General features: G+C 48.3%; 12 protein-coding genes. 9 read left to right on the plus strand and 3 right to left on the minus strand.

Annotation, left to right across the window (positions count from 1 at the left end; translation table 11 throughout):
* Positions 1-118 precede the first annotated feature (118 nt).
* Positions 119-1,804 (plus strand): 30S ribosomal protein S1, encoded by a 1,686-nt coding sequence (gene rpsA / locus BFP93_RS14080; RefSeq protein ID WP_065886412.1) that lies wholly within the window; start codon positions 119-121, stop codon positions 1,802-1,804.
* A gap of 138 nt (positions 1,805-1,942) precedes the next feature.
* Here rpsA and BFP93_RS29690 read toward each other — a convergent pair whose 3' ends face one another.
* Genes BFP93_RS29690 through BFP93_RS14095 form a run of 3 tightly spaced genes read right to left on the minus strand, consistent with a single transcriptional unit; the run spans position 1,943 to position 4,647 of the window.
* Entirely contained in the window at positions 1,943-2,356 is a 414-nt protein-coding gene (locus BFP93_RS29690; RefSeq protein ID WP_083205667.1) for a GtrA family protein, read from the minus strand.
* Positions 2,353-3,360, minus strand: a complete 1,008-nt coding sequence (locus BFP93_RS14090; RefSeq protein WP_083205668.1) for a glycosyltransferase family 2 protein — start codon at positions 3,358-3,360, stop codon at positions 2,353-2,355. Before BFP93_RS14090 ends, BFP93_RS29690 begins: the two co-directional genes overlap by 4 nt.
* Before the next feature lie 39 nt (positions 3,361-3,399).
* On the minus strand, positions 3,400-4,647 hold the full coding sequence (locus tag BFP93_RS14095; RefSeq protein ID WP_065893581.1) for a hypothetical protein: 1,248 nt from the start codon (positions 4,645-4,647) through the stop codon (positions 3,400-3,402).
* A 494-nt stretch (positions 4,648-5,141) separates the two neighbouring features.
* Between BFP93_RS14095 and BFP93_RS14100 the strand changes: the two genes are divergently transcribed.
* The 8 genes from BFP93_RS14100 (at position 5,142) to BFP93_RS14135 (ending at position 13,037) form a co-directional block, all read left to right on the plus strand.
* A complete protein-coding gene (locus BFP93_RS14100; RefSeq protein ID WP_065893582.1) occupies positions 5,142-5,426 on the plus strand; it encodes a hypothetical protein in 285 nt (94 codons plus the stop codon).
* A gap of 131 nt (positions 5,427-5,557) precedes the next feature.
* Positions 5,558-5,854: an integration host factor subunit beta gene (gene ihfB, locus BFP93_RS14105; RefSeq protein WP_065886416.1), complete on the plus strand. Its 297-nt coding sequence runs from the start codon at positions 5,558-5,560 to the stop codon at positions 5,852-5,854.
* Between the two features lie 20 nt (positions 5,855-5,874).
* Positions 5,875-6,114 carry a lipopolysaccharide assembly protein LapA domain-containing protein gene (locus BFP93_RS14110; protein WP_065893583.1) on the plus strand — a complete coding sequence of 80 codons (240 nt, stop codon included), beginning with the start codon at positions 5,875-5,877 and terminating at the stop codon, positions 6,112-6,114.
* Between the two features lie 449 nt (positions 6,115-6,563).
* Positions 6,564-7,838: a Wzz/FepE/Etk N-terminal domain-containing protein gene (locus BFP93_RS14115; RefSeq protein ID WP_083205669.1), complete on the plus strand. Its 1,275-nt coding sequence runs from the start codon at positions 6,564-6,566 to the stop codon at positions 7,836-7,838.
* A 445-nt stretch (positions 7,839-8,283) separates the two neighbouring features.
* Positions 8,284-9,429, plus strand: coding sequence for a dTDP-4-amino-4,6-dideoxygalactose transaminase (gene rffA, locus BFP93_RS14120; RefSeq protein ID WP_065893585.1), 1,146 nt, complete (start codon positions 8,284-8,286; stop codon positions 9,427-9,429).
* Positions 9,413-10,693 (plus strand): O-antigen translocase, encoded by a 1,281-nt coding sequence (locus BFP93_RS14125; protein WP_065893586.1) that lies wholly within the window; start codon positions 9,413-9,415, stop codon positions 10,691-10,693. The genes rffA and BFP93_RS14125 overlap by 17 nt, the downstream gene beginning before the upstream one ends.
* Complete coding sequence (locus BFP93_RS14130) at positions 10,693-11,808, plus strand: EpsG family protein (protein WP_065893587.1); 1,116 nt, start codon at positions 10,693-10,695, stop codon at positions 11,806-11,808. The genes BFP93_RS14125 and BFP93_RS14130 overlap by 1 nt, the downstream gene beginning before the upstream one ends.
* 17 nt (positions 11,809-11,825) lie before the next feature.
* The gene (locus BFP93_RS14135) at positions 11,826-13,037 is read left to right on the plus strand and encodes a glycosyltransferase family 4 protein (RefSeq protein WP_065893588.1); all 1,212 of its coding nucleotides are present in this window, start codon (positions 11,826-11,828) and stop codon (positions 13,035-13,037) included.
* The last annotated feature ends 1 nt before the right edge of the window (position 13,038 follow it).

The following is a 13,038-nucleotide window of genomic DNA, read 5'->3' on the forward strand; positions in this document are numbered from 1 at the left end:
CAAGAAGGCTGCAGGGGACCAGTCATAGTCCTGCGGTGCTTCTTCTAATTGAAACTGACCCATACCGTCTGGGGTGTGGAGATGGGCGTATTCTTCGCCCTTATCAACAGGAATTAAAATGAGCGAAAGCTTTGCGGAACTCTTTGAAGAAAGCCTAAAAACCCTGAACCTTCAGGCAGGCTCCATCATCACCGGTGTTATCGTTGATATCGATTACCAAGCTCGCTGGGTAACCGTTCACGCTGGTCTGAAGTCTGAAGCTCTGATCCCGCTGGAACAGTTCTACAACGATGCTGGTGATCTGACAATCAATGTTGGTGACGAAGTTCACGTTGCTCTGGACTCGGTTGAAGACGGTTTCGGTGAAACCAAGCTGTCCCGTGAAAAAGCCAAGCGCGCTGAATGCTGGATTGTTCTCGAAGCAGCCTTCGCAGCTGAAGAAGTGGTCAAGGGCGTTATCAACGGTAAGGTTAAAGGCGGCTTCACTGTCGACGTTAACGGCATCCGTGCGTTCCTGCCAGGTTCTTTGGTCGACGTTCGTCCTGTGCGTGACACCACGCACCTGGAAGGCAAAGAACTCGAATTCAAGGTCATCAAGCTCGACCAGAAACGCAACAACGTTGTCGTTTCCCGTCGCAGCGTCCTGGAAGCAGAGAACTCCGCCGAGCGTGAAGCTCTGCTGGAATCCCTGCAGGAAGGCCAACAAGTCAAAGGTATCGTCAAGAACCTCACCGATTACGGCGCATTCGTCGATCTGGGTGGCGTCGATGGCCTGCTGCACATTACCGACATGGCTTGGAAGCGTATCAAGCATCCATCGGAAATCGTCAACGTTGGCGACGAGATCGATGTCAAGGTTCTGAAATACGATCGCGAACGCAACCGTGTTTCCCTGGGCCTGAAGCAACTGGGTGAAGATCCATGGGTCGCTATCAAAGCCCGTTACCCAGAAAGCACCCGCGTGACCGCGCGTGTTACCAACCTGACCGACTACGGCTGCTTCGCTGAGCTGGAAGAAGGCGTGGAAGGCCTGGTACACGTTTCCGAAATGGACTGGACCAACAAGAACATCCACCCTTCGAAAGTCGTACAAGTCGGCGACGAAGTGGAAGTTATGGTTCTGGACATCGACGAAGAGCGTCGTCGTATCTCCCTGGGCATCAAGCAGTGCAAATCTAACCCATGGGAAGATTTCTCTGGCCAGTTCAACAAGGGCGATAAAATCTCCGGCACCATCAAGTCGATCACCGATTTCGGTATCTTCATTGGTCTGGACGGCGGCATCGACGGCCTGGTTCACCTGTCCGACATCTCCTGGAACGAAGTTGGCGAAGAAGCTGTTCGTCGTTTCAAGAAGGGCGACGAGCTGGACACCGTTATCCTGTCGGTTGACCCAGAGCGCGAGCGCATCTCCCTGGGCATCAAGCAACTGGAAAGCGATCCGTTCTCCGAGTACGTACAAGAGAACGACAAAGGCGCCATCGTTAAAGGTACAGTGAAAGAAGTTGACGCCAAAGGCGCCATCATCACCCTGGCCGACGATATCGAAGCGACTCTGAAAGCCTCCGAAATCAGCCGTGACCGCGTTGAAGACGCGCGCAACGTTCTGAAAGAAGGCCAGGAAGTAGAAGCCAAGATCATCAGCGTTGACCGCAAGAGCCGCGTAATCCAACTCTCCATCAAGTCGAAAGACGAAGTGGAAGAGAAAGAAGCTATCCAGAGTCTGAAAGAAACTCCGGCAGCTGCAACTGGCGAGACCACCATGGCCTCCCTGCTGCGCGAAGCAATGGCTAAGCAGAACTAAGTTCTGTAAGGCTGTAGAAAAAGGGCGACTTCGGTCGCCCTTTTTTGTGCCTGTTGGTTCAGTCTGATGAGACTTGCAGTTTGTAATCCAGTAGCGCTCCAGTGAATAGCGCTGGCACGCCTTGCTTGAACGATGGATTTATTCGCGGGCCGATTTTTCACGAAAGACGAAGTACTTGCATGTGAAAAAACCAAAAAAAGCGACAACTATGATTGCAAAAATTTGAACAAGTTGATGAGGGTAAAGTAACTTGTCGACTAGTAGATACAGAAGTATAAAGTTTATGAGATACCCGGTTAAATGCATCTGTATATATCGAATCAAAGCGCCTCGATTCTTTCTCTGAGAAAACGTCCATCTGTAATTAAACGTATAACTGGTGAGAACACCTATTATATAAATCAGCGTCATCGCCAGCTTTTCACCACTTCCGCAATACACGAGCAATAAGTAGCCCAGGTAAAGCAGGGCGTTATTGGTCAGACCAACAATCCCATAACGTATCAACTGTAAAAAAGCGGGTGAGGCAAAAAAGCTCATTTTGGCCTTCATTCTTTTTCGAGGCTTAATGTAGATCGAGATGTTTGTGCGCGCGCGCCAAATGTGTCTTCAGGTAAATCGAATGTTTTACGTCCTACAATATACAGGGGGCGGTTTTTGGTCTGGTCAAAGGTTTTACCGACATAGATGCCAACAATGCCCTGGATTGAAATGACAATGCCACCAATAAAGAACGTAGAAACCATCAGACTGGTCCAGCCTTGTACAACGGCTCCGTGTAGCATTGTGGTGAAAATGAGGTATGCCCCATAGATAAATGCCAATGCCGCCATGGCGAAGCCTAGCTTTACTGCAAGCCGAAGCGGTTTGTCTGAGTAGGCAATTATTGTCTCCATTGCCAAGTTCCAGAGCTTTGAAAATGTATAGGTACTTTTCCCGTCCAAGCGTTCTGCATGCAAGACTTCGATCCCGGTGCTGGAAAAGCCTGTCCAATGAACCAGTGCGCCAAAAAATCGAAGTTGCTCACGCATCTGGCAGAGGTTATCGACTACTTTTCGCGACATGATACGAAAGTTTCCGCTATCGCCATTATATTCAAAGTCAGCCAGATAGCTGAACGTTTTGTAGAACAGCCAAGAGGTGGCTCTCTTAAGAAGCGGATCACTTCGTTTGCCTCTCAAGGCCAAAACAATATCGTAACCTTCTTGCGCCTTGTCATAGAGACGAGGAATTTCCTCAGGGCGATCCTGAAGGTCGCAATCCATCACAACGACCCATTTGCCTCGGCAAGCATCCAGGCCTGCCGTGATTCCATAGTGTTGGCCAAAATTTCGACTCAACTGGATGCCACGTACTCTTGGGTCTGCCTCGGCGAGGCGCTCTATCATTTGCCATGAGCGATCACCCCCGCAGTCTTCTACCAATACGATTTCGAAATCGAATGAGATTTCCTCGAGGGCGGATTTTAGACGTAAGTAAAGCTCGTCGAGTGAGTTTTCAGCTTTGTAAACGGGAACGATCACCGAGATATGAGGTAGCGTCAATTTTGCTATCATAATATTTTGGTCTTGTTAGTGTGTGGGGTGAACAAATGGTTACCAAAATTTCGCATTAAAAAAAAGCTCTTGCTTGTAAAAGAATATTCCAAAAAGTGCATGCAAGAAAAACAGCGTGAGACAGAGTGAGTACTTTACTTTATCTACGTTGCGAATCGTCAGATTTTGTCTGTTTTTAAATAAAAAAGCGACAGAGAAAAGGAATACCAGATAGAGCCCTATTTGCCCGCTCCACCAGAAGTTTCCATCGTACATTCTTGATCCACTTTCTGCGAAGAGATAGGTCAGCACCAAACCCATCAACAGGCAGCAGCAGGAAAAAACGACCGCTTTGTCTTGTAGGAAAGCTCTTGGGTAGAATAAAAAAGTCAGCAGCGGAAACGCTATCGATAAAATCAGCTTCGGAAATAGGAAGTCCGAATAGTGAGCCATTGTCTCGAAGGGTAGAACAACAATATGGCTTTCAGGAGTGCCGGTGCCTTGGGAGAGATCCTGGAAGAAAAACGTTTGAAAAAACTGCAGGCCTAGCAAACTGATGATGGGAAGAAAAAACGCGAGATAGATATACTTGCTCATAAGTACTGACCTGAGTTGGCGGGTGATCAGCAGAAAAAGTACAAAGGCGGGGAGCACGATCATCAAGAAACTTGGCTTTGAAATCCCACTGAGAAACAAGGCTAAAGCAAGTGCGAGCCCGTTGGTTAGCGTGTTGTGTTGCGCGTTGTCTACAGACTTGAGTGTATAACAGAACGCCAGGAGCGATAGAGGCTTCAGCAGCAGCATGGTAGGGCTGTGATAAATGCTTATTCCTATGTAGCCGAAGTAAAGATGTTGATCAATAGCGAAGAAAAGTTGTAAAGGTGTAATGATGAGCAGGCAGACCGAGAAAAATATAGCGGTCAACATGGACGTATATGCTTTCAGGATATTGTAATTTAAAGCAGCAAGGAAAAATATTGAAAGTACTATGACCAGTGTTGACGACTGAGGGTAGCTGATGGCAAATGTTTTTTTGGTGAAGATGGCCAGCAGATGATATAGCGGGTGAGGCAGTATCAGTTTTTGACCATTCTCCATGTCGCCTGCCCACTTCAAATGGGTCACATAGTCGTACGCGTTTGCAGACAGAGTGCTGATAAGAGGCTCAAATAATAGAATGCAAATTCCCAAGAGTATTGCATAAGCCACTAATTGAGTGGGGTACTTTGAGTGGGGCGTATCGGATATGGTTTTATTGTTCACCCTGCTATTTTTTTTAATTGGTTTAGCAGGTTTAAATAACGTCATTGCTGCTGCATCCCTTTGGCGTTCGTTGTGAAAATGCGGACCGGATTAGCTTGAATTATACCTTCTGAGCGATGTAGGTGCGCTTTTTGCTGGCTTCTCATCGTAAGGGCTTGCTACCCGATGGCGTCAGCGGCGCTGCTGCGCTGATCTTCCGAAGGTACGCGATGTCCGTGCATGCATAGGCGATGTCGATTCGCATGTAACGCGGCTTACGACTGTCTATAGTCGTCCTATGTGTGGTGGATTTGGTCGCGCACGAATCGGGATGCGCGCGCCGTCGAGACGCGGGGTCGGAGAGGAGCATGCACCTTTCTGGATAGGGCGCTTCAAAGCGTTGTATGAATGACATAGAGACAGGGCAATGACCGACCAGGCGCTTTCTGTCAGTTCTGAAATCAAGTGAATCAAATACCCAGAACTAACGCGTACGTCGCAAGGTCACAAGTGGCTATAGTCTTTAACTGTTCCACATTGCCGATTCAATAAGGGGTTGAATGAACAGGTTTATTGTAGTGCTGGCAGTGCTGGCGCTTGCAGGCTGCTCCGCTACCAGCGCCAAGACTCATGCGACGCGGGGCGGCAGCGGTATTGAGGTCGACTGCTCGGGTTTGGGGAACAAATGGGAAAAGTGCGATGCGCGTGCGATGCGTGAGTGCAAAGGGCGGGGTTACAAGGTCATCGCCCGGTCCAGTGAAGCCAAGGATGACGCCGACGACTACCCGTTCGGCTGGAACCCGGCTGGCGCAATTACGCGCACGATGTTGGTGACCTGTAATTGACGATTTGGGCGTCCACGGCTGTATTGGAATAGGCGCGCAGATAAGTTGGTACATGGGCTGTTCAAAATCCTCAGGTCATGCTAAAACCTTCGAAGCGATTTTCCTAGCTGCTTGAAAAAGAAGGGAAAAATATGACGAAGTCGGAGTTGATCGAACGAATTGTCACCCATCAAGGGCTGCTCTCATCCAAGGATGTCGAGTTGGCTATCAAGACTATGCTTGAGCAAATGTCCCAATGCCTGGCCACGGGAGATCGTATAGAAATCCGCGGTTTCGGTAGCTTTTCGCTGCATTACCGTGCACCGCGAGTAGGGCGTAACCCCAAGACTGGCCAGTCCGTCAGTCTTGACGGGAAGTTCGTACCTCATTTCAAACCCGGTAAAGAGTTGCGCGACCGAGTTAATGAAGATGAGGAAGAGGGCATCTGATTGTTTGCCAGGAGTATGTTATGCGTCAGTTCAAGCGTATTTTTACTGTCATCATTGCTTCAATCGTTGCTCTCGCAATTGTAGGCTTTGTGCTTGAAAACCAACAGTCAGCCTCGCTTTCGTTCTTGGGGTGGTCCTCCGCCACACTGCCTGTTTCAGTATTCGTTACCTTGGCACTGATACTCGGGATGTTACTGGGCCCAGTGCTGTTCGTGCTTTTCAAGCCAAGGCAGACCCGAGGAAAGATGCCGGCGGCTTGACCTGGAGCCGCTCCGTTCAGAGGGACAGGGTTACCAGTGGCGGAAGCGGTGTGCCGTTTGTCGGATCAGCCTGGTCGTTTTTCACGTCGAAAACGCTGATGTACACCCTATAAATGAATATCAGAATTTAAAGCGGCAGCTTTTTTGGTAGCAGCGGCAGGTCGAATCTATTTTTCGATTAATGATAATGACAGTGTTTAAGGGGAACGGTTGCGCGTTGCTAGCTCTGCGGAAATATCCTACGCATAGGTCGGAAGCGTCTCATTGACTTGTCAAGTCTTGCAATGTAGCGAAGAGATGGCAAAATGCAACATATTCTCGAGAACAGTCATTTTGTGCGCTCAAGGCCAGGCAGCGAAGCTGGGCCTCGTTGGGCGGTTGATGGAAAAATCACGCAAGATAGTCTGCATAACGAGCCCGCAGTTTCTCATTGAAGGCAGGTTTTTGTTGTGAGTAGTAGCTTCCGCGCCCCCCCTATGCCCTCGACTGGTGAAGTCGACCTCTTTGCGCTATCTCAAATCGTCTGGCGACAGAAAAAAACAGTCCTGATAACCACTGCAGGCGTGGCGCTGCTCGCAGCGGCGTACGCATTCCTGGCGACTCCTGAATATCAGGTGAGCAGTGTTCTAAGGCCTGCCGCAATCAATGAACTGGATGCATTAAATCGCTCAGAAGTTTACAAGCTGCCACCGAGTGAAGCGCTTTTAAAAGTTGGGGCTTCACTTGAGTCTTATGAAACTCGCTTGAATTTTTTCAGAGCTAATCAGCAACTCTTCAGCGAGTTTGAACGTCCAGGACGCACCCTTGAGCAGAGCTTTGAAGAGTTCAACCGTAATTCGATCAATTTGATCGTGCCGGATTTGAAGAAAGCTGAGTCACTGAGCGCATACATCAAGCTTGAAATGAATTATCCGCAAGGCGTCGATGGTGTAAAAATTCTGAACGACTTCGTTCAGTATGCAATTGCCAGCGAGCGTAAGCAAATAGCCGCCGATATGGATGTCATTGTAAAAAACCGGCTTAACGAAATCACCGGTAAGTTTAACGCTGCGCGAGCCAGTTATGAAACCGACAAGGAAGCAAAGATAGCTTCATTGCTTGAAGCCGATAATCTGAAGCGCGCACAACTGTTGGATGAATTGAAGGCCTTACGTGCCCAGTTGAAGACATTGCGTACCGATCGCATGTCGCAACTGTCTGAGGCAATTGGTATCGCCAAATCACTGGGCATTAACAAACCGACGACGCCTTCTTCGTTGGGAGACGCTGAGCGCGCAAGCTCGAACAGCGTGATGCGCACTGAAGTAAACAACCAGCAGATACCTCTTTATTTCATGGGGGTAGAGGCGCTCGAGGCAGAAAAGCGGGCACTCAATCAACGAAACTCCGATGACTTCGCTGAGGCACGTATCGCCCAAATCGCCAAAGAACTCCAGCTGCTTCAGACCAATCGGCAAGTTGAAGTACTCAATCGCCGCGAAAACGAAGATATTTTCCTGGCCGGGGTTGAGCCGCTGAGAGCGGAAATGGCGCGTTTGCGTAATTTGAATATCGATATGAGTCGCATAAAGTTAGTGGCTATCGACCGAGCCGCTATGGAGCCGTTGAGCGCAATAAAGCCCAAGAAGTCGCTCATTATTATAGGTGGCATTATTGCAGGTTTGGTTCTCGGTATTGCCCTCGTTTTGTTTTCCAGTGTTTTTCGCTCCAAGAGGCTTGCGTAGAGGTGACTCCTGGAGCACACCATGCTATGCGGGCTAGCAAGCACCTGCAAAAATGCGGCCGTCAGTTGCGGTGGGTGATGGCTAATCGCTCTCTATCTGTGCCGGGGCCTGAGATTTGACTGATTTGTTTGGGCGCCATAGGCGATTATGCTATTGCGCCAGGAAAAACAAGTTTAAAATTGCCTATACATTTTGAAGCGCCTGTCAGCAGCGTCCAACTGCGGAATCGTGCGTAAGGTTGCTGACAGTATTGGCGAGGTGTGGAGAGGGTATGGCTTATCAAACAAGCAGCTGGCTCAGGCAGGCTTCAAGAAGCTTGGTAAAAATGTGAAATCAGCGGCCGAGCCAGCATTTATAACGCTGATAAATGGGATAGGCGATTTTTCGCGAAATACGTGTTTTTGTCATTTCAGGCAACGTTAATAAAGAATTTATGGTGAGTTCGATGAAAGTTCCATTCAATAAGCCGCCTTATACCGGTAATGAGGATCAATATGTCACTCGTGCTATGCGCAGCGCGAAGATGTCAGGGGATGGAGACTTCACGATAAGTTGCCAGCGCTGGTTCGAAGAAACTTTTTCTTGCAAAAAGGCATTATTGACACCCTCTTGCACCCAAGCCCTTGAAATGGCGGCAATACTGGTCGATATACAGCCGGGTGATGAAGTGATCATGCCCAGCTACACATTTGTAAGTACCGCTAATGCCTTCGTGCTGCGCGGGGCAAAAATTGTATTTGTCGATATTCGTCCCGATACCATGAATATTGATGAAACATTGATTGAAGCGGCCATTACGAAAAAAACCAAGGTCATCGTGCCAGTTCATTACGCAGGCGTGGCGTGTGAAATGGACACCATCATGGACATAGCACATCGGCATGAATTGTTTGTTGTCGAGGATGCGGCGCAGGGCATGATGTCCACCTATAAAGGGCGCAAGCTGGGCACTATTGGTCATCTAGCTGCTTATAGTTTTCATGAGACAAAAAACTATACCAGCGGTGGCGAGGGTGGCTTGCTACTTATTAATGACGAGCGCTTTATCGGGCGCGCTGAAATTATCCGTGAAAAGGGCACCAACCGTAGCCAGTTTTTCAGAGGAATGATCGATAAGTATACGTGGGTGGATATTGGCAGCAGCTACCTGCCTGGTGAACTTCAAGCGGCCTATCTATTCGGTCAATTGGAACGGGCGGACGCAATCAACGAGTTCCGATGCAATGTGTGGAATCGCTACAATGCTACTTTTAAAGATCTCGTCGATGCCGAACTAATCGAAACGCCGTCAGTTCCTGAGAATTGTGTGGCTAACGCGCACATGTTTTACATCAAGGTCAAGGACATCGTCGCTCGTACAGCAGTACTTAAGCACCTGAACGCCTCCGGCGTGGGAGGGGTTTTTCATTATGTACCTCTGCACAGCGCACCGGCGGGTATTCTGCTGGGACGTTTTAATGGTGAAGATCGTTTTACCACTAAGGAAAGTGAGCGCCTCCTTCGCCTGCCGATCTGGTACGGGATGTCAGACGTTGAAATTCAGCACGTCATTGATTCTGTTATAGGTGCAGTTAATGCCGCCGGTCGGTAAATTAAAAGAGAAAAGGGCGGGACTGCTGGCGGGCGCTTTTTTTACGAGCGCCGCTCAAGCATCAAAAATCCTGGTAGGTTTCTGCGTTCTTAAGCTGATTGCCTTGTATTTGGGTGCAGATGGCCTCGGGAAATTAGGGCACTTTATGAGCCTGGTCTCCATCGCGGTCTTGTTGGCGGGGGGGGGATTAGGGCACGGTGTCATCAAATATGTAGCCGAGTTCAAGGACAGCAGGTTCAAACTGCACAGGCTGTTTTCTACCTCGGTATTCTATGCCCTGGGCGCCTCCATACTTGTCCTGGTGGCCTTGTTTTCATTTGCCGAGAAGATATCGGTTCTGGTGTTTGGAGACGCCCGCTTCTACTGGGTGATCCTGTGCCTTGCAATCGCGCAGGTAGCATTCGCGTTCAATATTCTATTTTCCGGTTTCTTCAATGGGCTCGGTAAACTGAATGTGAATGCGCTGGTGCAGGTTGTTTCAAACATCCTGGCACTTCCATTGATATGGTTTTTGATTTCAAGCTATAAAATGCCAGGTGCGGCGATTGCAATGCTTGCAATTTTTGTCATGCCGATCACGGTGTCTTTGTTTTTTATTAAGGGCATGCCGCTGCTCAGAATGCTCAAGTGGCGAAAGTTTGATGTTGAAATAGGAAAAGGATTTACCAGATTCGGGTTGATGCTGCTGGTGAGTGCGGTCATGTTTCCCGTTGTGGAAATTGTTATCAGGGAATCGCTGATCACGGAAGTGGGCTACAGAGAGGCAGGGATATGGCAAGGAAGTATAAAGCTCTCAAGTGCTTATATCGGTTTTTTTAGCGTCTTCTTGGCGTCCTACTACATGCCACTTATTTCGGCGACGCGAGAAAAAAAGGCGATAACACGTCAAGTTATCAAGTTTATGTCGCTGGTAATGGCCGGCTTCCTTATCGGTGGAAGTGTGCTTTATTTTGGTCGGCATTTCTTTATCCCACTGCTACTATCCTCCGAGTTTCATGAGTTGGAAAGTTATATAATTTTTCAATTGGTGGGTGATTTTTTCAAGGTTTCAGCATACGTGATCGGTTTCGTGGCAGTGGCTAAAGCTGCGACCAAGTTATATATATTGTCTGAAGTTGTTCAGGCGCTGCTTTTTGTCGGACTCACATTTTCGCTTGGAAAAAATATCGGCGGTATTTACGGCGTAATGTACTCCTATATGATGGCTTACATCATATTTTTTGTCATTTCTATCATCGGCTTTGCCTGCTGGGCGCGAAGATAATGGAACTTGAATTCACTCTCCCGTTGTACTTGGCCTATGGCTTTCTAGTGCTCGTGGCGGCATTTGATACGTTAAGTGATAGAAAACTACCGGCGATAGTAATTTCTGTGCTGATGGCCATTCCACTTGTTTTTTTGGCTACGTTCAGAGCAGTTGGCGTGGGCAGCGATGATGCCGCGTATCTCGAGATGCTCTATCAGATACCGTCGGTATTGGATTGCCAGAATGTATATTGCGATTATAGCTACGGGACGTTTAATGTCGAGTTCGGCTTTTTTATGTTCCTGTCAGTATTGGCGGCACTCGGGAAGAACTCGGCTGTACTATTCGGTTTCAGCTCGTTAATTGCGGTTACGTTAAACGTCCGCAGTATCAGGTATTTTTCTCCTTACTTTGCGCTGGCAGTGCTGGTTTACTTTACGCATTTTTACCTGGCGAAGGAACTCAATGCAATACGGCTGGGTCTGGCATCTGGTTTGCTATTCCTCGCAGCAACTTATCTGGATCAACGAAAGTACAAAGTGATGACGATGCTGATCGTTGTCGCGACGTTAGTTCATGTGTCGTCGGTGCTTTTCATTGTGCCAGTGGGGCTGTATTTTTTTCGGCCGAAACGCAGTTTATATCTTTTAGTCAGTGCTGTTCTGCTGGCGATCGCTGCGACCATTGACCTTAAAGCTGTGCTGCGTCAGATGGCACTCTTCGGTTTTGTAGGCGATAAAATCGAACTGTACCTCAATGCCGATATGTACAGTTACTCACTGCCGCTTTTTGACATGGTGAACATTAAGAACTTGCTGGTTGTCATTGCGGGCCTTGTATTTTGGAAAAAGTTGGAAAATCGATACCAGAGTTTCAATCTGATTTTCTGTGTTTTTTATTGTGCGGCTTTTTTACGTATTGTGTTGGGCGATTTCGCGATCCTCGCCGGTCGGGGCTACGCAAGTATTTCGATGTTTGAGTACGTGCTGATCCCCATGATCGCTGTGCAGGTGTGCGGCAAAAAAATAGGCTTTTTGCTAGTGGCGGCTTACACCTTTGCTACTTTGTACCTGAACCTCAATAGCAATTCAGGGTGGTCAGGTGGGTCCGAAGTGTTCTTCGATTTCTTATAGATTATGGTTGAGGGTGTATGAAAAGTATATTGTTTGTAATGGGAGGGCTCGCTATGGGCGGGGTTGAGACGTACGTGGTCAGATTGGCCAAGTATCTCAAGCTGTCCGGGCACTCCATTAGCGTGACTTTGCTGTCCGATAAGTATGATAAGGGCCTGTTCGCCGAACTTTCCCAACACGCGACAATTAATATTGTAGAGCATGTTCCGTTTTTGTCTGCGTCCAGTTGGATCAACGCGTTGATGCCGGCAAAAACAGATGCAACTGTTTACGATATTGTTCATGCGGTAGATCTGCTGACGTTGGCGTATGTTTATTTAAACAAAGAACAATTGAATTTTAAAACGGTCAGTGTCGGCATTTATCACTCCAAGGAGATAAGTTGGTGGCGCGGTCGTAATATCTATTTCAGAAAAAAAATGTTGGAGTTGTATGATCGCAACGTCCACCTCACATTATTTCCTAACGAAAGAACGGCTGAAATGGCTGCGGAATTCGGTGGTTCCGATGTGTCGAGCCTGGATATTCTACCGTTGGGTATTTCTTTTGAAAGCTACAGTGCTCGCCAGCCGCTCCAATCATCCTTGCGTATAGTTTCTGTTGGTCGTTTGGTTGACTTCAAGATCTACAATCGCCATGTCATTTCGCAGCTGGCTGAGCTTCGAAAGCTCGCCGATTTTGAGTACTTCATATATGGCGATGGCCCTGAGCGCAGCGCGCTGGTGGCCTTGGCTCAGTCGCACGGCGTTGAGGCCCACGTGCATTTTTGTGGTGAGGTAGATTACGCCGAACTGCCTTCTATCCTGGATGGGGCGTTTTGCTTTGTAGGGTCGGGGACGACGATTATCGAAGCCTCGGCGGCTGGTATTCCCTCTGTCGTCGGCATTGAGTCGATTGAGAAACCGCTCACGTGTGGTCTGTTTTCGGACGTTGTGGGATATTCCTATAACGAAGAGTCCGCGACCACCAACCGCGTGGGGATTTTTGATACCATTGCAGCGCTGCACGCGATGAGCCCTTCCGAGTACATGCAGGTCTCCGAGCGTCACCGGACGAAGGCCAAGCTTTTTGACATACTGGAAACCTCTGCTCAGTTTGTAGAGAAATCAAATCGCGCCCCTCGTTTCGATATTAAAATTAACCGGTGGGTTGCGATGGTTTCATTCATTAAATCTGTGATTTTTTTGGGGCCTAAAGCGCTCAAATCCAGATTCGATAGTGTGAACTGAC

The sequence above is a fragment of the Pseudomonas sp. 44 R 15 genome, from assembly GCF_900004965.1.
In the GTDB taxonomy this organism is placed as follows: domain Bacteria; phylum Pseudomonadota; class Gammaproteobacteria; order Pseudomonadales; family Pseudomonadaceae; genus Aquipseudomonas; species Aquipseudomonas orientalis_A.

Bases quoted from the DNA above. Each gene is read 5' to 3' on its own strand.
- rpsA (WP_065886412.1), top strand. From the start codon at position 119: ATGAGCGAAAGCTTTGCGGAACTCTTTGAAGAAAGCCTAAAAACCCTG.
- rffA (WP_065893585.1), top strand. From the start codon at position 8,284: ATGAAAGTTCCATTCAATAAGCCGCCTTATACCGGTAATGAGGATCAA.
- BFP93_RS14090 (WP_083205668.1), bottom strand. From the start codon at position 3,360: ATGATAGCAAAATTGACGCTACCTCATATCTCGGTGATCGTTCCCGTT.
- BFP93_RS14125 (WP_065893586.1), top strand. From the start codon at position 9,413: ATGCCGCCGGTCGGTAAATTAAAAGAGAAAAGGGCGGGACTGCTGGCG.
- BFP93_RS14110 (WP_065893583.1), top strand. From the start codon at position 5,875: ATGCGTCAGTTCAAGCGTATTTTTACTGTCATCATTGCTTCAATCGTT.
- BFP93_RS14130 (WP_065893587.1), top strand. From the start codon at position 10,693: ATGGAACTTGAATTCACTCTCCCGTTGTACTTGGCCTATGGCTTTCTA.
- BFP93_RS14135 (WP_065893588.1), top strand. From the start codon at position 11,826: ATGAAAAGTATATTGTTTGTAATGGGAGGGCTCGCTATGGGCGGGGTT.
- BFP93_RS29690 (WP_083205667.1), bottom strand. From the start codon at position 2,356: ATGAAGGCCAAAATGAGCTTTTTTGCCTCACCCGCTTTTTTACAGTTG.
- ihfB (WP_065886416.1), top strand. From the start codon at position 5,558: ATGACGAAGTCGGAGTTGATCGAACGAATTGTCACCCATCAAGGGCTG.
- BFP93_RS14095 (WP_065893581.1), bottom strand. From the start codon at position 4,647: ATGACGTTATTTAAACCTGCTAAACCAATTAAAAAAAATAGCAGGGTG.
- BFP93_RS14100 (WP_065893582.1), top strand. From the start codon at position 5,142: ATGAACAGGTTTATTGTAGTGCTGGCAGTGCTGGCGCTTGCAGGCTGC.